We start from the raw sequence: 21,954 nt of genomic DNA, 5'->3' as shown, positions 1-21,954 counted from the left end.
CCGGCAAGAAGACTCACCCGTGCTGACCCTGTTCCTCCAGCGCCACCGGCCATTTACGGAAGATCAGCACCGACCAGACCAGCGCCACCAGGGCCGGAATGGCGCCCAGATAGCCAATCGCCGACATTGATACGTGCAGTATTACCTGATTTCCCACCAGCGCGCCCGCGCCAATCCCCAGATTGAAAATCCCTGAGAACAGCGACATGGCGATGTCCGTTGCATCCGGCGCCAGGGCCAGGACTTTCACCTGCATGCCCAGACCAATAATCATGATCGCCACGCCCCAGAACAGGCTGAGGATCGCCAGATGGCTTTCACTGCCTGCGGCAGGCATCAACAGCAGCAGGCAGGCCAGCAGCAGACCGATAGCGCAGCTCACCAGCGTCGACGCATGCCGGTTACCCAGCTTACCGAACAGCACGCTGCCAATAATGCCCGCTCCGCCGAGGATCAACAGCAGGACGGTGGCAAAGTTGGCGCTAAAGCCCGCCACCACCTGAACAAAGGGTTCAATGTAGCTGTACGCCGTGTAATGGGCCGTCACCACAATGACGGTAAGCAGGTAGATACCCAGTAGCGCCGGGCGACGCATCAGCAGCGGCAGGCTTTTCAGCGAGCCGGAATGTTCGCTCGGGAGCGCGGGGAGCAGCTTAATCAGGCATACCAGCGTAACCAGCGCGCCCATACCAATGGCGAAGAAGGTCGTACGCCAGCCGAAGTATTGCCCTACGATGCGGCCAATCGGCAGACCCAGCACCATCGCCAGTGCGGTACCGGTGGCAATCAGGCTCAGCGCCTGCGCGCGTTTACCCGCTGGCGCGAGTCGAATCGCCAGCGACGCGGTGATCGACCAGAACACCGCATGGGCAAAGGCAATGCCGATGCGGCTGATGACCAGCACCGTAAAATTCCACGCCATAAACGACAGGACATGGCTGGCGATGAACAGCACAAACAGACCGATCAGCAGCCTGCGCCGCTCGATCTGGCTGGTCAAAAGCATAAACGGCAAGGACATCAGCGCCACTACCCAGGCGTAGATGGTCAACATTATGCCCACCTGGGCCGTTTCCATCTGGAAACTTTCAGCGATGTCAGACAACAGCCCAACCGGAACAAATTCTGTGGTGTTAAAAATAAACGCGGCAATGGCCAGCGTGACCACGCGTAGCCACGCAACCCTGCGGGAAACTGTGTTCGTTGTCATAGGGATGTCGGAGATTCGTTGCTGAAAAGAAGAGAAGACGATCTTAAAACGTCGAACGGCGAAAACTCAACCATTATGTGATGCAGATCTCAATATTTACCTTATGAAAGCGGTAGCCGGGAACGTCGTTTTCATTGAATATAAAAGAACAACACAATAAAAACAGGCGGTAAGACAATGCAGGAGATTGATTTTTATCTGGTAGATGCGTTCAGCGACACCTCGTTTGGCGGCAATCCGGCCGCCGTTTGCCCGCTCAAGGAATGGTTACCCGATGAGACCTTGCTGAAAATGGCGCAGCAGCATAATCAGTCGGAGACGGCTTTTTTCGTCTGCAGTAAAGGGGGCATTGAGCTACGCTGGTTTACCACGCTTACCGAAGTCAATCTCTGCGGCCACGCTACGCTTGCGGCCGCGCACGTGCTGTTTACCGAGCTGGATTACCCGGATTCGCGGATCCACTTTGATACCGCCTCTGGCCGCCTGACGGTCAGCCGGGAGGGGGAGTGGATGACGCTGGACTTCCCGGCATGCCCAACCCATCAGGAGACACCCCCGCCGGAGATGCTCTCGGCGCTGGGTATCAGCCGCTACGTTGAAGCCCGTAAAGGGCGCGCCTGGCTGATCGTTCTGGAGAATCGCCAGCAGGTTGAAGCGCTTGCGCCACGCTTCTCGGCGATGACGCCAGGCGAGCATAAGGTCAGCGTTACGGCGCGCGGGGAGGGGGAATATGATTTTGTCAGCCGATTTTTCTCACCGGGCGTTTCCGTCCCGGAAGATCCGGTCACCGGCTCCGCGCACACCATGCTGATCCCTTACTGGAGCGAAAAGCTGGGCAAAACCACGATGTTTGCCCGTCAGGTTTCAGCGCGCGGCGGCGACGTACGCTGCGAGCTGAAAGGTTCGCGCGTGCTGATGAGCGGGCAGGCCGCGCTTTATCTGAAAGGCACAGTTTTTCTGCGCTAAAACCCCATAACAAGAGAGGAAGAGACAATGCAGGAAATTGATTTTTATCTGGTGGATGCCTTCAGCGATAAAACCTTTGGCGGCAACGCCGCAGCGGTATGTCCTCTGGAAGAGTGGCTGCCGGACGAAACGCTGCTCAAAATGGCGCAGCAGCATAACCAGTCTGAGACCGCCTTTTTCGTGCGCACCGACGGCGGGTTTGAGCTGCGCTGGTTCACCACGCTGGATGAAATTAACCTCTGCGGTCACGCTACGCTTGCCGCATCGCACGTCATTTTCGAATACCTTGATTATCCGCATACCGAAATCACCTTCACCACCCGCTTTGTCGGCGAGCTGACCGTCAAACGCAGCGGCGACTGGCTGACGCTGAACTTCCCCGCGTGGTCGACGGAAATCGTCGAGAACCCACCTGAAGTGCTGTTTAGCGCGCTGGGCATCACGGAGGCAAAAGAGGTGCGCGTCGGACGCGATTACATGGTGGTGCTGGAGAGCCAGCAGCAGGTGGAAGCGTTAACGCCGGATATCGGAGCCATGCTTCCGCTGGATAAAATGGTCTGCGTGACGGCGCCGGGAGAAGAATATGACTTCGTCAGCCGCTTCTTCTGCCCTGGCGAAGGGGTGCCGGAGGATCCGGTCACCGGATCCGCCCACAGCATGCTGATCCCTTACTGGAGTGAAATACTGGGCAAAACGTCACTCAATGCCCGCCAGGTGTCATACCGTGGCGGGGATCTGCGCTGCGAGCTGAAGGGCGACCGCGTGCTGATTGGCGGCCAGGCTACGCTGTATCTGAAAGGGCGAATCTTCCTGCGCTAGCTGAGAGACGCGCTATAAGTTAATACTATGAACCACCCCGGCAGGCCTGAGCTATGTTGATATAAAAACAGCAAGGAGCCTGCCATGTATTCCATTACCTCTGAATCTGCACGTCATCCGGACATTCTCACGCTGATCGCGGCGCTTGACCGTTATCAGAGCGAACTCTATCCCGCCGAAAGCAATCATCTGCTCGACCTGTCTGCGCTGCCGGAAACCTCGCTGATCCTGATGGTTATTCGTGACCAGCAGCTTCATGCCGTAGGCTGCGGAGCCATCGTGCTCAACGGCGACGGAACGGGGGAGATGAAGCGGGTCTATATCGACCCGGCCCATCGCGGGCAACATCTCGGCGAGACGCTGCTGGCCGCCCTGGAAGATGAGGCCCTGAGCCGCCATTGCCACACGGTAAGGCTGGAGACGGGCATCAAACAGCGCGCTGCGGTTCGTCTGTACGAGCAGTGCGGGTACGATTTGCGTCCGGCATTTGCTCCGTACGCTGACGATCCGCTCAGCCTGTTTATGGAGAAGGCGCTGGTTGAAGACGTTCGTTTAGCAGCGCTATAAAGGCTTCCAGCTGGCGGGTCATCGCTCCGCGCCGCCACACCAGCCAGGTTGTAAGCCAGCGCCAGTTTTCCGCCAGCGGCCAGGCTTCAACCTGATGATGTCCCGGCATACTCTCCAGCATCGAGCGCGGCATCAGCGCGATGCCCGCGCCCGCAATGACGCAGGCGAGCATGCCGTGATAGGACTCCATCTCATGAATGCGGCCGGGCGTGGTTCTGTCCGCATGAAACCAGCTTTCCAGATGTCGACGGTACGAGCAGTTCGCGCGAAAGGCATAAACGTCGCTGCCGCTGACCTGCGTAGCGCGGGCGACCTCCGCGTGCCCGGCAGGCGTGACCAGCATCATCTCTTCCCGGTAGACCGGCATGCCCTCCAGCTCCGGGTGCGACAGCGGCCCGTCGACAAAGGCGGCGCTGAGGGTTCCCTCCAGTACGCCATCAATCATCGTCCCGGATGGCCCGGTAGAAAGGGCAAACTGGATGCGCGGATAGCGCTGGTTAAACTGCGCCAGCGTTTCGGGAATGCGCACCGCGGCGGTGCTTTCCAGCGCGCCGAGGGCAAATAACCCCTGCGGCTCATCACCCGCGACGACCATGCGCGCTTCATCCACCAGGGCGAGGATCTGCCTGCTGTAGCGCAGGAAGTTATGCCCGGCAGGGGATAAACGCAAACGCTGGTTCTCACGAATAAACAGCTCAACGCCAAGATCGGCTTCCAGCTGGCGGATGCGGGTCGTCAGGTTGGACGGCACGCGATGCACCTTCTGCGCCGCCTGGGTGATGCTGCCCGTCAGCGCGACGGCGTTAAACATTTCAAGCTGGGTTAAGTCCATAGCATTCTCGTTTCGTGAATAAGGTGGTTAGTATTATTCATTTTTAAGAAATAGCAGAGTGAGCCACAATCAATCAACCGAAATGCGTGGAGAACATCATGAAATATTCATCTGCTACACATGCCCTGTCCGTTAACCCGGCAACGGGGGAAACCCTCGGTGCCTTCGCCTGGGCTACGCCGGAAGAGGTTGAACGCGCGATTTCTCAGTCTGACGCGGGGTATCGCCAGTGGCGACGCGAAAGCGTATCCCATCGGGCGCAGAAGCTGCGGGATCTCGGCGCAGCGCTGCGAAACCGCGCAGAAGAGATGGCGCAGACCATCTCCCGTGAAATGGGGAAACCCATCCTGCAGGCGCGGGCGGAAGTGGCAAAATCCGCCGGTCTGTGCGACTGGTATGCCGAGCATGGCCCGGCGATGCTGCGTGCGGAACCCACGCTGGTGGAAAACCACAACGCGGTCATTGAATACCGTCCGCTGGGGCCGATTCTCGCGGTAATGCCCTGGAACTTCCCGCTCTGGCAGGTGCTGCGCGGCGCGGTGCCGATCCTGCTGGCAGGTAACAGCTATCTGCTTAAGCATGCCCCAAACGTGCTCGGCTCTGCGGATCTTATTGGGCAGATCTTTGCGGATGCCGGTTTCCCTGAAGGCGTATTCGGCTGGATGAACGCCACCAATGACGGCGTAAGCCAGGCGATTAACGATCGCCGTATTGCGGCGGTGACCGTCACCGGCAGCGTGCGTGCCGGTGCGGCCATTGGCGCGCAGGCAGGAGCCGCGCTGAAAAAATGCGTTCTTGAGCTGGGTGGCTCCGACCCGTTTATCGTGCTCAACGATGCCGACCTGGATCTTGCCGTGAAGGCGGCGGTGGCGGGTCGCTATCAGAATACCGGACAGGTGTGCGCGGCGGCGAAACGTTTTATCGTCGAGGAGGGTATCGCAGAGACCTTTACCCGCCGCTTCGTCGACGCCGTCGCCGCGTTAAAGATGGGCGCGCCGGAAGAAGAAGAGAATTACCTGGGCCCGATGGCGCGTTTTGACCTGCGCGATGAGCTGCATCAGCAGGTGCAGGCCACCCTGGCCGAAGGGGCAACGCTGCTGCTGGGCGGAGAGAAAATCAGCGGAGAGGGCAATTACTACGCGCCAACCGTGCTGACCAACGTCACAGCGTCGATGACGGCGTTTCGCCAGGAACTGTTTGGTCCGGTCGCGGCCGTTACGGTAGCAACAGACGCGGAGCACGCCCTGATGCTGGCCAACGACAGCGATTTTGGTCTGTCAGCCACGGTCTTTACCGCCAGTGATGCGCTGGCAGAGACCTTCTCCCGCGAGCTGGAGTGCGGTGGGGTGTTTATCAACGGCTTTAGCGCCAGCGATGCGCGCGTAGCCTTTGGCGGCGTGAAGAAAAGCGGCTTTGGCCGCGAGCTTTCCCACTTTGGCTTGCACGAGTTCTGTAATGCGCAGACGGTGTGGAAGGATCGCGTGTAATCCTTAATTTCGGCCCTCATCGCGAGGGCCGTTGTCACTATTCTGCAATGGTTCTGTCATTTTCATTTCGTAGACTCGCTCGCGTCTAACGCATTGTAAATGAAGCTAATTATGAACCTAACGCAAATTTTTCGCCGTATTGCGCAGCGTCTTACCCCTCGTCACTTTGGCCTGCTGACGGGTATCTTTTGCATTATCGGCCTTTTCTCCGCGCTGCAGCTCTCCTCCTCATTCCTGCTTAACGCCTCCCTGAACGACGCCCAGCGCAACGAGCAGCAAAACCTTCTCGCCTGGCAGCAGCAGAGCAAGCTGGATTTGGCTCGCGTCTCTCTGCTGGCCGCAAGCGATCTCCTTAACCGCTCCGGCGTCTGGTTTATGCAGGATAAAGAGACCGGCTCCGAAGGGAGCTGGCACAGCCTGATGGATGATGCGCAAAAGGCGCTGGCGGTTTCTCAGCAGGCGTGGAAGGCCTGGCTGGCGCTGAATCCGCCGAAAGACGACTCCCTGGTGAACAGCTATCAGCTTTTTTACGGCGCGATCAACGAGCAGGCTGAAGGGCTTCTCAAGACCAACACGATCGACGCGTTTTTTGCCGTTCCGGCTCAGGCGTTTCAGTCTGATTTTAACGATAACTATGCGCGCTATCAGCAGGCAAGCGAGAAGCAGGCCATGCAGGGGCGTCAGAGCTTAATGGCGCAGCTCTCCGCCCTGCAAACGTTGTTCCTGTTTGCGCCGGTGCTGTTGCTTGCCATCGCGGTTGTCGTCTGGTTCGGCATGTCCAGATGGGTGATTACGCCGCTGCGTCGGTTGATTGCGCATATTAACCGGCTGGCGGCAGGGGATCTCTCCGGCACGCCGCCGAACGTCATGCGCTTCAACCGGGAGATAGGTCAGCTTAGCGACAGTATTACGACTATGCAGCACGGTCTGCAGCAGCTGGTGACGCAGGTCAGCCATGCCACCGCAACGATGGTGGAGAACATTGACTCACTTGCGCAGGGTAACCAGAAGCTGTATCAGCAGTCAGCGCGCCAGGCGAAAGAGCTTGAGGATGTGACGGCGCATATTGCGGCGCTGGAAAGCCATGTGGAAGGGAATACCGGCTATGCCAGGCTCGCCAGCTCGCGGGCCGATGAGGCGCGTCAGGCGGCCGTGGGCGGCGACCGAATGATGTCTACCGTGAATGCGTCTATGCAGGCGATCGTCGACCGATCTTCTGAGATGCGCGGGATCGTGGCGATGATCGACAGCGTGGCGTTTCAGACCAACATCCTGGCGCTGAATGCGGCCATCGAGGCGGCCCATGCCGGAAACCAGGGGCGCGGCTTTGCCGTCGTCGCCAGGGAAGTCGGGCTTTTGGCCAGAAAAAGCAGCCACTCGGCGCAGACCATTCAGGAGCTGATCAACCGTTCGCTGCAGGGTATTGAAGACGGTTCCCGCGCCGTTAACCTGATGGAAGAAAATCTGCAGCAGGTCACCGGTCTGGTGGGCAATTTAAGCAGTTTGCTTAATGAGATCTCAACCGCCACACTCAGCCAGGGAGACAGTATTCACCAGATGACGCGCCAGCTTCAGGCGCTGAATCAGGTCTCCCGTCAGACGGACCTGCTGGTCTCAGACGCCTCGGATGCCTCTGAGCGGCTGCAAAAGCAATCCGATCTTTTATTGCAGGCCGTTTCGCGTTTTCGTCTTAGCGCCTGACGCAATACATAAGCCTCTGTTATACTCGCAGCCCGTTTTAGCCTGAGGGCAAGGAGCAAAGTGTGGCTGCGGTCATCCATAATGAGATGTTGGACGAGATTCTGGCGCAGGTTCGTCCGTTAATTGGAAAGGGGAAGGTTGCCGACTATATTCCGGCCCTTGCCTCGGTGAGCGGGAATAAGCTGGGGATTGCTATCTGTACCATTGACGGACAGCGATACCAGGCAGGCGATGCGACTGAGCGTTTTTCCATTCAGTCCATTTCGAAAGTGCTGAGTCTGGTTGCGGCGATGCGCCAGTATGAAGAAGAAGAGATCTGGCAGCGTGTCGGTAAAGATCCTTCCGGCCAGCCTTTTAACTCGCTGCTTCAGCTCGAGATTGAACAGGGTAAACCGCGAAATCCCTTTATCAATGCCGGGGCGCTGGTGGTCTGCGATATGCTGCAAAGCCGCCTCAGCGCGCCGCGTCAGCGAATGCTGGAGATTGTTCGCCAGCTCTCTGGCGTTGACGATATTGCCTATGATGCGGTGGTGGCACGCTCGGAGTTTGAACACTCCGCCCGTAACGCGGCTATCGCGTGGCTGATGAAATCCTTCGGTAATTTCCACAACGACGTGGCGACCGTGCTGCAAAACTACTTCCATTACTGCGCCCTGAAAATGAGCTGCGTTGAGCTGGCCCAGACGTTCCTGTTCCTTGCGCACCAGGGGCACGCGCCGCATCTCGATCAGGAGGTGGTTTCTCCGCTTCAGGCCCGGCAGGTTAACGCGCTGATGGCCACCAGCGGGATGTATCAAAACGCCGGTGAGTTTGCCTGGCGCGTTGGGCTTCCGGCTAAATCGGGCGTCGGCGGCGGGGTCGTGGCGATTGTGCCGCATGAAATGGCGATAGCCGTCTGGAGCCCGGAACTGGATGAAACGGGAAATTCCCTTGCCGGCGTGGCGGTTCTGGAGAAACTGACCCAGCGCCTGGGACGTTCCGTATACTGATGTCCGATCTGGATCCTCTCTTTTCCCGCCTGGCGCGATCGACATTTCGCTCGCGCTTTCGCTTAGGCGATAAGGAAAGACAGTACTGCTGGGACAAAGGCCCCGAAACCATTGATCGGCACGCCGCGGATTTTGTCGAAAAGCGCCTTGCGCCCGCGCACCCCGCCAACGACGGTAAACAGACGCCCATGCGCGGTCACCCGGTATTTATCGCCCAGCATGCCACCGCTACCTGTTGCCGGGGCTGTCTGGCAAAGTGGCATAACATTCCACAGGGCGTAACGCTCACGGCGCAGCAACAAAATTATATCGTCAGCGTCATCCACCACTGGCTGGTGCTGCAGATGAACGCCTAAATTTGACGAGTTATACTCCCGTGGTATTTGTGTTATAGATGCATCCCAAGTTAGTCCCGATCATGCTGACGACCGCAATAATTGCCATAAGCTCTCATATGGAATGATATTTAATGCGTTCTGCTCTTACCGCTATCAGGCCGTTCCAGGTTGACACGCCGCTGCGAAATGCAGCGACGATCTTCATCCTTACAACCTTATTCTATTTTGTGGGCGCGGAATTACGGCTCATTGAAGCCCTGTCGCTGTTCTGGCCGCTGAACGGCGTCATGGCAGGGATCTTCGCCCGCTATGTTTATCTGAATCGCCTGCATTACTATGCGGTATGTTATGTCGCGATGCTGTTGTACGACGCGGTAACGACCAACTGGGGGTTGGCCTCAGTGACGATCAACCTGTCAAACATGATCTTTATCGTCGTCGTCGCCGTGCTGGTTCAGCGCGACAAGCGGCTGATGAAGAAAACTCCCGATCCGCTTAACGCATTACGCCTGTTTAACTACTGTCTGATTGCCGCGCTGCTTTGCGCCTTGCTCGGCGCGGTAGGGTCGGTCGGGATTGACAGTCATACCTTCTGGCCGCTGTTTGCCGACTGGTTTAGCGAGCAGTTCTCAACCGGCGTGCTTGTTGTGCCCTGTATGCTCACGATAGGCATGCCCGTGCGCGAATTCAGGTTACGTCTGGAGCAGCTGCTGCCGGTAATTGCGCTGATCGTCTCGGTGATCGCGTCGGTGGTGATTGGCGGAGCGGGGAGCCTCTCGTTTCCTCTGCCTGCGCTTATCTGGTGTGCGGTTCGCTACTCATTGCCTGCGACCTGTCTGCTGACGTTTGTCACGGGCGCCACTGAAATCATTCTGGTCGCCAACTCGATTATTAATATTGCCGTGGCGACGCCGTTTACGACGCCAATGATGTTTTCAGCCCGGCTGGGGATCGCCACGATGGCGATCTGTCCGGTGATGGTTTCCGTCAGCATGGCGGCGATTAATTCCCTGATCCGCCAGGTTTCACTGAGGGCGGATTATGACTTTTTAACGCACGTCTACTCGCGTTCCGGGCTTTATGAGGCGTTAAAGCATGAAGAGACGCACCGGCATACGCGTTTTCTGACCGTCATGCTGCTGGATATTGATTATTTCAAGAGCATTAATGATAACTACGGCCACGAGTGCGGAGATCGCGTGCTGGCGTCGTTTGCCCGACAGGTTCAGCAGGTCGTCGGTGAAGACGGCATGGTGGCGCGCATGGGCGGGGAAGAGTTCGCCGTGGTGGTCAATTCAGGCGACGCGCAGCATGGTTTTGAACTGGCTGAACGTATACGATCCACCGTTGCCAGTCATCCTTTTACATGGCGTCACCAGACGCTCTATCTGACGGTCAGCATTGGCCTCGGCAGCGGAAAGGCTGAGTCCTGGCAGCTGACCGAGGTCTTCAACAAGCTCATGGCCGAAGCGGACGATCATCTCTATCGTTCCAAAAAAGCGGGTCGAAACCGTACCAGCGCCCGGGTGGTGGACGAGCAGATTGCCGCGCCCTCCGGGAGTGAAACATAGCTGCGTTAATCGTCATAAGGCATTGACGTGAATAGTAAGCGGCTTAACAGGACGTCAGAACACTGACAATGTCTCTGTTTAAGCTACGCTTTTAGTAACGCTTTACGTCAGGAGACATTATGAAAGCACCTGCAACCCCTGAAAATGAAACGGAACGTCTCAACTCGCTGCGCGAGTCTGGTTTGCTTGAGATTGACAGTTCCCCGGCGTTTGACCGCTTAACGCGTCTGGCAAAACGCTTTTTCCAGGTGCCGCTGGCGATGGTCAATCTTATCGATGAGCATTCGCTGATCGTCAAGTCGTCCGACGGTCAGGCACCCGGAAGCGTTCCGCGTAATATCTCATTTTGCGGGCATACGATCCTCACCGAAGCGCCGCTGGTGGTGGGGGATATGCTTCAGGACGATCGCTTTGCGGATAACCCGCTGGTGGCCGGTGAGCCTCGCGTGCGGTTTTACGCGGGCTTCCCGCTGCGCCTGCGCGACGGCGCAAGCGTTGGCTCGCTGTGCCTGATTGATTACGCTCCCCGCGAGTTTTCTGCCGCCGACCTCGCCGTGCTGGGGGACCTTGGCGCGCTGGCAGAGGATGAATTTGCTGCCATCAGCGCGGCGACCACGGATGAATTAACCGGGTTATTCAACCGTCGGGGCTTTAATCAGCTCGTGCGGTTCACGCTTTCCGTTGCCCGACGTCGCGCTGAGCCGCTCACGCTCGGCTGGCTGGATTTGGATCGCTTTAAGGAAATTAACGATCGCTTCGGGCATGAAGAGGGGGATAAGGCGCTGAAAGCGATGGCGCAGCTGATGCGCGCCTCTTTCCGTGAGGCGGATCTGCTGGTGCGTTTTGGCGGGGACGAGTTCGCCGTGCTGTTCGCGGATACGGATGAGCAGGGCGCCTGGATTGCCATGCAGTATCTTGCCGAGCAGGTAGAAAACTATAACGCCCGCAAGCTACATCCCTGGTCTCTCCATTTCTCGTGGGGGCTCAGTGAATTCGATCATAACGGCAACGACCTGCAGCAGTGGTTAAAAGATGCCGATGAAAAGATGTATGCCATGAAACAGCAGCGCCAGCGCGCCCGGTAACATAACAAAAGCGTATGTCCGATTCGTTTGCGTTAAGAAGATGTTAAATGCAGAGTGACGGTATTCAACGTAAGGAAAAACAATGAATACCTCACTGCAAATTAAAAACCTCACCCGAGACGACATTCTCACCCATCTTGATGCGCTGGCCGCGATCCTCGAAAACTGTGTGAGCGGCGGGGCATCCGTCAGCTTTATGCTTCCCTTTAGTCTGGATAAGGCTCGTTCGTTCTGGCGCGGCATCGCTGAAAGCGTAGGGCGCAACGAGCGCCTCGTGCTGGCCAGTATCGACCCGCAGGACGGCGTCATCGGAACGGTGCAGCTGATCGTCGACCAGCCGGAAAACCAGCCGCATCGCGCCGATGTGGCGAAGCTGCTGGTTCACGAGAAAGCGCGCCGGAAAGGTGCCGCGATGGCCTTGATGGAAGCGCTTGAAGCGGAGGCGCGGGCCAGAGATATTTCGGTTCTGGTGCTCGATACCTCCACCGGCAGCGGCGCCGAGACGTTCTACCAGCGCGCCGGCTGGCAAAAGGTGGGGGAGATCCCGCGCTATGCCCTGATGCCGGACGGCGCCATGACGGCCACCTCCGTGTTCTATAAGTTCTTATGATTATTTTGTACAACTACACCGTGGATTGATCAAAACAGGGTTTCTGGTCGTTAAGTTTTGATAAGTTATCGTACCAATCTTATCAGGCTGTATGACTAATCATAAAAGGAACCCTCTTGTGAACACGCTCAACCGTCGTGATTTTCCCGGTGCTCAATACCCGGAACGCATTATTCAGTTTGGTGAAGGCAACTTCCTGCGTGCGTTTGTCGACTGGCAAATTGACCTGCTAAATGAACATACCGATCTTAACGCCGGTGTGGTTATCGTTCGTCCTATTCAGAGCGACTTCCCGCCGTCGCTGAACACTCAGGATGGTCTCTATACCACTATCATTCGCGGCCTGAACGGGCAGGGTGAAGCGGTGAGTGAGAGCCGTCTTATCCGCTCGGTTAACCGGGAGATCGACGTCTACGGCCAGTATGATGCGTTCCTGAAACAGGCGCACAATCCGGACATGCGTTTTGTTTTCTCGAACACCACCGAGGCGGGTATCAGCTACCACGCGGGGGACAGATTCGACGATGCCCCTGCGGTGAGCTACCCGGCGAAGCTAACTCGACTGCTGTTTGAGCGCTTTAACCACTTCAACGGTGCAGCGGATAAAGGCTGGATCATCATTCCGTGCGAGCTGATTGACTACAACGGCGCTGCGCTGCATGAACTTGTCCTGCGCTATGCCCGGGAGTGGGCGCTGCCTGCGGCCTTTATTCAGTGGCTAAATGACGCCAACAGCTTCTGCTCTACGCTGGTCGACCGTATCGTGACCGGATACCCGCGCGACGAAGCGGCCACGCTGGAGGCTGAGCTGGGTTATCACGATGGGTTCCTGGATACGGCTGAACATTTCTATCTGTTCGTTATCCAGGGGCCGGCATCCCTTGCTCAGGAACTCCGTCTGGATAAGTATCCGTTAAACGTGCTGATTGTCGACGACATCCGGCCCTACAAAGAGCGCAAAGTCGCTATCCTGAACGGCGCACACACCGCGCTGGTGCCGGTGGCATTCCAGGCTGGGCTGGATACGGTGGGCGAGGCGATGAATGATGCAGAGTTCTGCGCGTTCGTCGAAAAAGCGATTTATCAGGAGATTATTCCTGTCCTCGATCTGCCGCGTGACGAGCTGGAATCTTTCGCCAGCGCGGTAACTGGGCGTTTTCGCAACCCTTACATCAGACACCAGCTGCTCTCCATCGCGCTCAACGGCATGACCAAATACCGCACCCGCATCCTGCCGCAGCTGCTGGCAGGGCAGAAGGCAAGCGGACAACTGCCCGCGCGTCTGACGTTTGCGCTGGCTGCATTGATAGCGTTTTATCGCGGGGAGCGTAACGGGGAAAACTACCCGGTTCAGGATGATGCATTCTGGCTGGAACGTTATCAACAGCTGTGGGCACAGCATCGCGACCAGCAGTTGAGCACACGTGAGCTGGTGCAATCTGTGCTGAGCGTGAGCGAGCACTGGGAACAGGATCTCACGCAGGTCTCCGGACTTGTCGACCAGGTCACCCTGGATCTTGACGCCATTCTCCTGAAGGGAATGCGCGCAGCGGTGAAACCCCTGTGCTAATGACGCCACCCGGCTTCGGCCGGGTTTAATTACATCTTAATTTAGTTACAACATACTATTTGCTCTTTTTTTAAAACCACATGCAACACCGTGCGGTTATCGCTAAGCAGGTCATAAAATTCAATGTTCCGTTAACATGCTTGCAACGGTGAGGGAGATCACGTTTAATAGCCACGCTCTTTTCCTTCCTGAAACTCACTATGATTGTTCGTCCTAAACAGCACTGGCTACAACTGATTTTTGTCTGGCACGGTTCGGTACTTCCCAAAATTTACACCCGACTGCTGCTCAACTTCCTGCTTTCTATCGCCGTTATCCTGATGCTGCCGTGGTATACCTCGCTGGGCATCAAATTTACCGTGGCGCCATTTAGCATTCTCGGCGTGGCGATCGCTATCTTTCTGGGTTTCAGAAACAACGCCTGTTATTCACGCTACGTTGAGGCTCGCCTGCTGTGGGGGCAGCTGATGATAGCGGCACGCTCGCTGTTTCGCGAGGTAAAAAACACCTTACCTGACGATAAGCATCTGGGGGAATTTGTCCGCCTGCAGATAGCTTTTGCCAACTGCCTGCGTATGACCCTGCGCCGGGACCTGAACGCCGAAAAGCTCTCTAGCTATCTTGCTCCGGATGATTTACGCCACGTGATGAGCGCCAACTCGCCGGCGAACCGTATTTTACTGATCATGGGGGAGTGGCTGGCCGTGCGGCGGCGAAACGGCCAGCTTTCAGACATCCTGTTCCACAGCCTGAACAACCGTCTGAACGATATGTCCATCGTCCTTTCCGGCTGCGAGCGCATTGCGACAACGCCTGTGCCGTTTGCCTATACGCTGATTTTGCACCGCACGGTGTATCTGTTCTGCATCATGCTGCCGTTCGCGCTGGTTGTGGATCTGCACTACATGACGCCGTTTGTCTCGGCGCTGATCTCCTACACCTTTATCTCGCTGGACACCCTGGCGGAAGAGCTGGAAGACCCGTTCGGCACAGAAGATAACGATCTGCCCCTGGACGCCATCTGCAACATGATGGAACGCGATCTGCTGCAGATGAACGATGAAGAGAACATTCCGGAAAGGCTGATGCCGGATAAGCATTATCAGCTGACCTGACGGGCATTCCACTCGTCGCGGGTGATTTCCCACAGTTCAGAATCCAGCATGCCGCTGACGTAGGCTTTTTGTTCCGTTCTGATAAGCCGCATGCCGCTACTGTCTGAAATACGCCGGGAGCGGCTGTTGGTGGCGGCTTTCGGCGCGCGCAATACGGGTTTGTTTAGGGTATTAAACCAGAAATCCGTCGCGACAATGCTGGCCTCGCGCATGTATCCCTGGCCCTGAAACTCCGGGGCCAACCAGAATCCACGGTTGTTATCTTCGACATCATACAAACAGATAATACCCATCAACTCATCCGGCACCTCGCGACGGCGGATGCTCCAGAACCAGGCGATCCCTTTTGCCATATCCGGCAGCGCCACGTTGTTGACATAGTTTTCCGCGCCGTTATCCGGGTAGGGCCATGGCACGGAAGAGACCATATAGCGGACAATCTCCCAACGCGGATAAAGCTTTTGTATCTGAGGCGCATCTTCGGCAACCAGCGGTTTTAGCAGTACACGTTCTGTCGTGAGCGTCGGTATCGTCATCCGCGGATCTCCATATTTAAGCGTTATGCTTTTGTTTGCGTTCTGGTATTTTCATCTTAACGGCACTCTATCCCAGTGAGCTCTTTTCCCATACTACTAAGAATTGCAGAGGTCATCATGGCATTAAGACGGGCAAACCCGCAGGAAGCCGAAATACTCTGGAATATTCGCAATCAGGCGATTCGTCACGGCTGTAAAACCAGCTACGGCGCCGACGTCATTGCGCGCTGGACGCCGGATCTCATGCCAGAACGCTATCGGCAGATGGTCATTGAATACCCTTTTTACGTGGTGGAAGATGAAAAGGGTGATATTGCGGCAACCGGCTATCTGGATCTGGATACCCACTGTCTGGAGGCGATATTCACCTTGCCCGCTGCATCCGGTAAAGGCATGGCGACCCGGATTATCGAGGCGCTAAAAAATGAGGCCCGCAGCCGGGGGATAGCCCGCCTGAGGCTGGATGCAACGCCTAACGCCCAGTCGTTTTATCAGAAACTGGGGTTTGTGACGCTGAGCGAAACCTATCATCACTCGCGTATGGCGGGGGCTGATTTACGCTGTTTCGAAATGGCGATCGATTTGTAATGTGAGGAACACATGGCTGTCACGGTAAGACCTCTATGCGAAGACGATTACTCCCAATGGCGACCGCTTTGGGATGGCTATACCCATTTTTATGATTGCTACCTCGAGGAATCCGTCACCGCATCGACATGGGAAAGGGCGCTCTCAGAGCATTCCCGGATGTTTTGCCGGGTGGTCGAGAAGGACCAAAAGGTCATCGGTTTCGCGATGTGCATTCTGCATGAAGGAACCTGGTCAACGGCCCCCGTCTGCTACCTGGAAGATCTGTTTGTTGATGCCGACGACCGCGGGGCGGGAGCCGGTAAGGCGCTTATTGATGCTCTGATTGTGGAAGGCAAGCGCGAAGGGTGGTCAAAACTGTACTGGGTCACCCGGGAGAACAACCCGGCGCGTAAACTCTATGACAAATATGTTGAGGCTGACGACTACGTCCGCTATCGCCTCTCCCTTTAAGACGACAACGCCTGTGTTTGTATCACACTGTATCTGCGTCCCGGATACATACACAGGCTTGCAATAAACCCGCTTTCGCACATATCCGCTATACATTGCCGTGTTGTTATATCCCCGTGAATTGTACTCAACCGGAGATACCAACATGTTTAGCAAATTCGCGTACTCAACCCTCGCACTGACCGTTTCGCTTGGCACCGTGATGTCCTGTCAGGCTGAAGTCACCGGCACAAATTTCGCGGCAGCCTTCGATCGTCCGCAGCAAATTAACGCCGGCGATTTGAACGTCGGTTATGTCGACATCGGCCCGAAAAACGGCCAGCCGGTAATTTTACTGCACGGCTGGCCCTACGATATTCACAGCTACGCCGAGGTTGCACCCGCGCTGGCGGCAAAAGGCTATCGGGTAATAGTGCCGTCTCTGCGCGGCTACGGCACCACGCGCTTCCTGTCAGCCAAAACGCCGCGCAACGGCCAGCCTTCAGCCATGGCGAAAGATATTGTGAACCTGATGGATGCCCTGAATATTAAGCAGGCGGTATTTGCAGGATATGACTGGGGCGCTCGTACGGCGGATATCGTTGCGGCGCTGTGGCCAGAGCGCGTTAAGTCACTGGTGTCGGTGAGCGGGTATCTCATCAGCAGCCAGCAGATTGGCAAACAGCCGCTGCCGCCAAAAGCGGAGCAGCAGTGGTGGTATCAGTTCTATTTCGCCACCGCGCGCGGTGCTGAGGGCTATGCCAAAAACACGCATGACTTCGCGCGCTTAATCTGGTCTCAGGCCTCGCCTGACTGGAAATTTAGCGATGCTGTTTTTAACGCCAGCGCCAAATCCCTCGATAACCCGGATCACGTCGCCGTGACGCTCAGCAACTATCGCTGGCGTTTAGGGCTGGAAAAAGGCGAGCGCAAATACGACAGCTACGAGCAAAAACTCGCTACGCTGCCGAATATCACCGTTCCAACAATCACCATTGAAGGCGGGAATAACGGTGCGCCGCATCCGGCACCGCAGGCCTACGCGGGTAAATTTACCGGTAAATATGAGCACCGCACCTTCGGGGCAAACGTGGGGCACAATCCGCCTCAGGAAGATCCGCAGGATTTCGTCAAGGCCGTCGTTGACGCGGACAAGCTCTGAAATGTGCTATTTTCAGTACGTTAACCTTCGGTCTGGAGATTTCGGTGGAGCATATTGATCATATCCTTGTCGTCGATGACGACAGGGATATTCGTGAACTGATTGTCGATTATCTCGGTAAGTCTGGCTATCGCGCGACGGGCGCGGCCAACGGTAAAGAGATGCGCGTCGTGCTGGATAAACAGCATATCGACCTGGTGGTGCTGGATGTCATGATGCCCGGCGACGACGGCCTTACGCTGTGTCGAGAGCTACGCGTCGGGAAATATAAAGATCTGCCCATCCTGATGCTGACGGCCCGCAATGAGGAGACGGACAGGATCCTGGGTCTGGAGATGGGCGCGGATGACTACGTGGTGAAGCCGTTTGTCGCCCGTGAACTGCTGGCGCGTATCAAAGCGATTTTACGACGTTTTCGCACGATGCCGCCCAATCTGCAGGTGACAGAAGCCGGGCGGCTGGTGATGTTCGGCGAATGGCAGCTCGATACCGTTGCCCGCCACTTAATCGATCCGGAAGGGGTGATCGTCGCACTCAGCGGGGCGGAGTATCGCCTGCTGCGCGTTTTCCTTGACCATCCTCAGCGGGTGCTGTCCCGCGATCAGCTGCTCAACCTGACGCAGGGGCGAGACGCCGAGCTGTTTGAACGTTCTATCGACCTGCTGGTTAGCCGGGTCCGTCAGCGCCTGAACGAAGATGCCCGCACGCCCGCCTATATCAAGACCGTGCGCAGCGAAGGCTACGTTTTTACGATGCCGGTCACCATCAAAGAGGCTAACGAATGAGGTTCTGGCCACGCTCGCTGCTGGCCCGCTTGCTGCTCGTCGTGCTGTCCGGCCTGCTGCTGGCCAACGCCCTGAGCCTGACGCTGGTCATGATTGAACGAATGCACAGCGCCAGAACGGTGATGCTCGGTAATCTGGAAAACGACGTCGCAACCAGCGTCGCCATTTTAGACCGCTTACCGGCCAGCGAACGCGCGGCCTGGCTTCCGCGCCTCGAACGGGGTAACTACCGCTATATTCTGGGGCCGGGAGAGCCCGGCAACGCGCCGACGGATAGGCGTTCGCAGGACGCCATCCGAACCTTAAAAGCGACGCTCGCGACACAGTACCCGCTCAGCTTCACCGCCGTCCCTGGTGCCGTTTCACACATCCAGGCGCATCTGACGCTGCACGACGGCGCGCCGCTGACCGTTGACCTGATCCCGCGCATGCCGCCGGTCGCCAGCTGGTTGCCCGTAGTGCTGATCCTGCAGCTGCTGCTGCTGGCTGCGTGCGCCTGGATTGCCGTGCGGCAGGTGGTGCGGCCTTTTTCAGAATTTACCCGCGCGGTGGATTCGCTGGATCCGGCGGCCAGCACGCCAATGACGGAGAAAGGTCCGCTTGAGGTGCAGCGTGCAGCGCATGCCTTCAACGCAATGCAGGCGCGCATTCAGTCTTATCTCCGGGAGCGCGCGCAGATCCTGGCGTCCATTTCTCACGATCTCCAGACCCCGATTACCCGCATGAAGCTCCGTGTCGAAATAGCAGGGGAACCAGAACTTCGCGACAAGCTTCTGAACGACCTTGATAACATGACGCGTCTGGTGCGGGAGGGGATTGCGTATGCCCGGTCATCAGAATCGCTGGAAGAGAGCTCGCTGAAGCTGGAGCTAAACGCCTGGGTCAACAGCATCGCCTGCGATTATCAGGACATCGGTAAAAACGTGCAGTTTCAGGCAAGCGATACTCGCTTACCGATCGTTACTCGTCCGCAGGCGCTCCGCCGGGTGATGACTAACCTGCTGGATAACGCGCTCAAATTCGGCGAACGCGCTGTAATAGCCATCGATGATTCGTCTGACCGGGAGGTGGTTATCCACATCACGGACGACGGGCCGGGGATCCCTGAAGCCGAGCTTGAGGCGGTTTTACAGCCGTTCTACCGGGTGGAAACATCGCGCAACCGCGATACCGGCGGAACAGGACTCGGACTGGCGATTGCCGCGCAGCTCACCGCTCAGCTTGAAGGAAAGCTCAACCTGACGAACCGGGCCGGAGGCGGACTGGATGTCTCCATTACGCTACCGCGCCGTTAATTGTACGGCTTTGTATCTCCCGGCCTGGGTGATACAGAGCCAGACAAAACCTGCGTTTTTACACATATCCTGAACACATCCGCACGATGAAATAGCCTCACTGCAGCGTCGCAGGACTTGTATTGTGAGGTTTCTATGTTTCTGGTAATCGCTTTTCTGGGCGGGATGATAAGCCTGCTCAGTCCATGTACTCTCCCGGTTATTCCGCTCCTGTTCGCCGGTTTTCAGGGACAGCGACGACATATTCTGGCTCTGCTCGCGGGGATGATCGTGATGTTCACCCTGGTGGCGATGGCCGTCACCGTCGCCAGCGAGTGGATAGCAGAGGCAACCATCGTCGGGCGCTGGATCGCCCTCGTTATTCTGGCCACGGCCGCGCTGGCCTTAATTTTTCCGTCATTCGCCCAGCGTATTGCGGGTCCGGCCGTCAGCGCGGGAAATGTCCTGAACACCCGAAGCGGGCAAACGCGCGGTCTGGCATCGGCTTTTCTGGCCGGGCTCGCGGTGGGGCTGCTCTGGTCTCCCTGCGCCGGTCCCATACTGGGCGCCATTTTCAGCATTAATATCGCGGGCCACTCGGCCATTACGACGGGCGCGCTGCTGGCGGCCTACGGCAGCGGATGCGCACTGATGCTGAGCCTGCTCGTTTCAGGAGGCCGCACGCTGATGGCGCCGTTAAGAGCAAAATCGGCGCTGATGGAAAGGCTGCGACAGGGGGCTGGCGTGGTGATGCTGGCGGCAGTCGTATTTAACGCGACAGGAATGACTTCGTTTCTGAAAGGAGCAAACGGCGTTGCGGACCGTCTGGAGACAACACTTTTGACGCTGGCGAAACCCACTGCCGCGCCGGTGAAGCTCCGGCCGGTCGTGATGACAGAGCCCAGCAGCCAGCTGCCTTCGTTAAGCGGGGGGACAGTGTGGATTAACGGTGACCCTGTCACGTCTGAATCCCTGCGAGGGAAGGTGGTGTTAATTGATTTCTGGACGTGGGATTGTATTAACTGCCAGCATACGCTTCCCCACGTGCGAGACTGGGCCACAAAGTACCAGTCTCAGGGTCTGGTGGTCATCGGGGTTCACACCCCGGAGTACCCCTGGGAAAAACCGCTTTCGTCGGTAAAAAATGCGGTGGAGAAATGGCAGCTGCCGTATCGGGTTGTGACGGATAACAATTATCAAATCTGGAACGCTTTCGGGAACCAGTACTGGCCAGCGCATTACTATTTCGATGCCAAAGGCCAGCTACGCTATACCGCCTTTGGCGAAGGAGATTATGCGCAGCAGGAAAAGATCATTCAGCAGCTGCTGAAAGAAGCCAGGTCATAACCCGTCAGGGTTGGCGTTGCGCCACGATAAATAGCCGCGGAAAAGCGAGCAGTATCTGCCCATTTTCCTGGAGCGGATACTGCTCTTCCAGCAGTTCATGGTAGCGTTTCAGGAAACGTTTCTGCTCGCTCTCGTTCAGTTCCTGGAGCCACGGACGCAAGCCGGTGGCGCTTACCCAGTCAATAATGGCCTGGTGCGAGCTCATTTTATGGAAATAGGTTGTCCGCCAGATATCCACGTCACAGCCCGCCTCCGACAAGATGTCGTAATAGGCATGCACACCCGGGAGAGGTTCACGGCCGCGGTCAGGGTAGTCTTGCTCCAGCGCCACTTCACGCATCGCTACGTGAGTGGGTTCAAGCCAGTTGTCAGGCATCTGGATCGCTAATACGCCGTTAAGCGTGAGCAAAGAAACGAGATGAGGAAGGAGATCGTAGTGGTCAGGAACCCATTGCAGCGAAGCGTTGGCATAAATCAGGCTCAGCGGCTGGCCAGGCTTGTACTGGCGGATATCGGCCTCAACAAAATGGCAGCCAGGCAATGCGGCTCTTGCTTCCTCGAGCATTGCAGGGGAGTTGTCGACCCCGGTAATGTGCGCCGAAGGCCAGCGATGCTTCAACAGCGCGGTGCTGTTTCCCGGCCCGCAACCTAAATCAGCGATGGTGGAGACCTCATCCAGAGGAATTCTGGCGAGCAGTTCTGCGGCAGGACGCGTTCTTTCCGCGCCGTATTGCAGGTAAAGAGAAGGATTCCAGTCGGCCATTTTGGTTCTCCGTTTAGCATGCTTATGCAAGAGTAGCACAGCAGTAAGAACAGAGATAATAGGGAAAAAATAAGAAAAAGGAAATATTACCCCTTAAATTCTTAAGGGGCAATACTTTAATTGTAATTATTTTATGATTATCGTTTTTTAATCTTTTATCGGCTAAGTGCTTCTTACGCTCTGTACCCGAAACTATAAATATTAGAT

At 56.8% G+C, this 21,954-nt stretch carries 23 protein-coding genes; 18 read left to right on the top strand and 5 right to left on the bottom strand.

What is annotated here, in order from left to right; genetic code table 11:
- Nucleotides 1–13 precede the first annotated feature (13 nt).
- Nucleotides 14–1,210: a sugar transporter gene (locus INF68_RS18000; protein ID WP_126787338.1), complete on the bottom strand. Its 1,197-nt coding sequence runs from the start codon at nt 1,208–1,210 to the stop codon at nt 14–16.
- A 177-nt stretch (nt 1,211–1,387) separates the two neighbouring features.
- On the opposite strand from INF68_RS18000, the gene INF68_RS17995 reads away from it, so the two are divergent.
- The 3 genes from INF68_RS17995 (at nt 1,388) to INF68_RS17985 (ending at nt 3,562) form a co-directional block, all read left to right on the top strand.
- Nucleotides 1,388–2,176 (top strand): PhzF family phenazine biosynthesis protein, encoded by a 789-nt coding sequence (locus INF68_RS17995; protein WP_126787339.1) that lies wholly within the window; start codon nt 1,388–1,390, stop codon nt 2,174–2,176.
- A gap of 27 nt (nt 2,177–2,203) precedes the next feature.
- Complete coding sequence (locus INF68_RS17990; RefSeq protein ID WP_109844175.1) at nt 2,204–2,995, top strand: PhzF family phenazine biosynthesis protein; 792 nt, start codon at nt 2,204–2,206, stop codon at nt 2,993–2,995.
- Between the two features lie 84 nt (nt 2,996–3,079).
- A complete protein-coding gene (locus INF68_RS17985; RefSeq protein ID WP_126787340.1) occupies nt 3,080–3,562 on the top strand; it encodes a GNAT family N-acetyltransferase in 483 nt (160 codons plus the stop codon).
- On the opposite strand, the gene INF68_RS17980 is transcribed toward INF68_RS17985, so the two are convergent.
- A complete protein-coding gene (locus INF68_RS17980) occupies nt 3,516–4,394 on the bottom strand; it encodes a LysR family transcriptional regulator (RefSeq protein WP_109844174.1) in 879 nt (292 codons plus the stop codon). The genes INF68_RS17985 and INF68_RS17980 overlap by 47 nt on opposite strands.
- A 98-nt stretch (nt 4,395–4,492) precedes the next feature.
- Between INF68_RS17980 and sad the strand changes: the two genes are divergently transcribed.
- From sad to INF68_RS17935, 9 genes are all read left to right on the top strand, one after another.
- Nucleotides 4,493–5,881, top strand: a complete 1,389-nt coding sequence (gene sad / locus INF68_RS17975; RefSeq protein ID WP_126787341.1) for a succinate-semialdehyde dehydrogenase — start codon at nt 4,493–4,495, stop codon at nt 5,879–5,881.
- Between the two features lie 111 nt (nt 5,882–5,992).
- Entirely contained in the window at nt 5,993–7,582 is a 1,590-nt protein-coding gene (locus INF68_RS17970; protein WP_126787342.1) for a methyl-accepting chemotaxis protein, read from the top strand.
- A 62-nt stretch (nt 7,583–7,644) separates the two neighbouring features.
- Nucleotides 7,645–8,571 (top strand): glutaminase B, encoded by a 927-nt coding sequence (gene glsB / locus INF68_RS17965; RefSeq protein ID WP_023311792.1) that lies wholly within the window; start codon nt 7,645–7,647, stop codon nt 8,569–8,571.
- The gene (locus INF68_RS17960) at nt 8,571–8,927 is read left to right on the top strand and encodes a DUF4186 domain-containing protein (protein WP_045354969.1); all 357 of its coding nucleotides are present in this window, start codon (nt 8,571–8,573) and stop codon (nt 8,925–8,927) included. The genes glsB and INF68_RS17960 overlap by 1 nt, the downstream gene beginning before the upstream one ends.
- A gap of 113 nt (nt 8,928–9,040) precedes the next feature.
- Nucleotides 9,041–10,480, top strand: coding sequence for a GGDEF domain-containing protein (locus INF68_RS17955; RefSeq protein WP_126787344.1), 1,440 nt, complete (start codon nt 9,041–9,043; stop codon nt 10,478–10,480).
- Nucleotides 10,481–10,599: 119 nt separating this feature from the next.
- Complete coding sequence (locus INF68_RS17950; RefSeq protein ID WP_126787345.1) at nt 10,600–11,565, top strand: sensor domain-containing diguanylate cyclase; 966 nt, start codon at nt 10,600–10,602, stop codon at nt 11,563–11,565.
- Nucleotides 11,566–11,647: 82 nt separating this feature from the next.
- Nucleotides 11,648–12,175: a GNAT family N-acetyltransferase gene (locus INF68_RS17945; RefSeq protein ID WP_023311796.1), complete on the top strand. Its 528-nt coding sequence runs from the start codon at nt 11,648–11,650 to the stop codon at nt 12,173–12,175.
- Between the two features lie 118 nt (nt 12,176–12,293).
- The gene (locus INF68_RS17940; protein WP_126787346.1) at nt 12,294–13,745 is read left to right on the top strand and encodes a tagaturonate reductase; all 1,452 of its coding nucleotides are present in this window, start codon (nt 12,294–12,296) and stop codon (nt 13,743–13,745) included.
- A 200-nt stretch (nt 13,746–13,945) separates the two neighbouring features.
- Entirely contained in the window at nt 13,946–14,860 is a 915-nt protein-coding gene (locus tag INF68_RS17935) for a bestrophin family protein (RefSeq protein ID WP_063409653.1), read from the top strand.
- Here the strand turns inward: INF68_RS17935 and INF68_RS17930 are convergent.
- Nucleotides 14,848–15,396: a GNAT family N-acetyltransferase gene (locus INF68_RS17930; protein WP_126787347.1), complete on the bottom strand. Its 549-nt coding sequence runs from the start codon at nt 15,394–15,396 to the stop codon at nt 14,848–14,850. The two genes, INF68_RS17935 and INF68_RS17930, sit on opposite strands and share 13 nt — an antisense overlap.
- A gap of 117 nt (nt 15,397–15,513) precedes the next feature.
- Between INF68_RS17930 and INF68_RS17925 the strand changes: the two genes are divergently transcribed.
- The 6 genes from INF68_RS17925 (at nt 15,514) to INF68_RS17900 (ending at nt 20,984) form a co-directional block, all read left to right on the top strand.
- A complete protein-coding gene (locus tag INF68_RS17925; protein ID WP_126787348.1) occupies nt 15,514–15,984 on the top strand; it encodes a GNAT family N-acetyltransferase in 471 nt (156 codons plus the stop codon).
- Nucleotides 15,985–15,996: 12 nt separating this feature from the next.
- Nucleotides 15,997–16,437 carry a GNAT family N-acetyltransferase gene (locus INF68_RS17920; RefSeq protein ID WP_126787349.1) on the top strand — a complete coding sequence of 147 codons (441 nt, stop codon included), beginning with the start codon at nt 15,997–15,999 and terminating at the stop codon, nt 16,435–16,437.
- A 145-nt stretch (nt 16,438–16,582) separates the two neighbouring features.
- Nucleotides 16,583–17,578 carry an alpha/beta fold hydrolase gene (locus tag INF68_RS17915; RefSeq protein ID WP_126787350.1) on the top strand — a complete coding sequence of 332 codons (996 nt, stop codon included), beginning with the start codon at nt 16,583–16,585 and terminating at the stop codon, nt 17,576–17,578.
- A 44-nt stretch (nt 17,579–17,622) separates the two neighbouring features.
- Entirely contained in the window at nt 17,623–18,363 is a 741-nt protein-coding gene (locus INF68_RS17910) for a response regulator (RefSeq protein WP_109844165.1), read from the top strand.
- Nucleotides 18,360–19,658, top strand: coding sequence for an ATP-binding protein (locus tag INF68_RS17905; protein WP_126787351.1), 1,299 nt, complete (start codon nt 18,360–18,362; stop codon nt 19,656–19,658). The genes INF68_RS17910 and INF68_RS17905 overlap by 4 nt, the downstream gene beginning before the upstream one ends.
- A gap of 135 nt (nt 19,659–19,793) precedes the next feature.
- On the top strand, nt 19,794–20,984 hold the full coding sequence (locus INF68_RS17900; RefSeq protein ID WP_126787352.1) for a cytochrome c biogenesis protein/redoxin: 1,191 nt from the start codon (nt 19,794–19,796) through the stop codon (nt 20,982–20,984).
- 4 nt (nt 20,985–20,988) lie between these two features.
- Here INF68_RS17900 and tam read toward each other — a convergent pair whose 3' ends face one another.
- Nucleotides 20,989–21,747 (bottom strand): trans-aconitate 2-methyltransferase, encoded by a 759-nt coding sequence (gene tam / locus INF68_RS17895; protein WP_126787353.1) that lies wholly within the window; start codon nt 21,745–21,747, stop codon nt 20,989–20,991.
- A 22-nt stretch (nt 21,748–21,769) separates the two neighbouring features.
- The coding region (locus tag INF68_RS23295; protein ID WP_227412903.1) for a hypothetical protein at nt 21,770–21,954 on the bottom strand (185 nt) is incomplete at its 5' end.

It is taken from the genome of Enterobacter cloacae complex sp. P16RS2, assembly GCF_014982155.1.
GTDB classification, from domain to species: Bacteria; Pseudomonadota; Gammaproteobacteria; order Enterobacterales; family Enterobacteriaceae; genus Enterobacter; species Enterobacter cloacae_M.
This window is presented reverse-complemented; position numbering and strand designations above follow the sequence as displayed.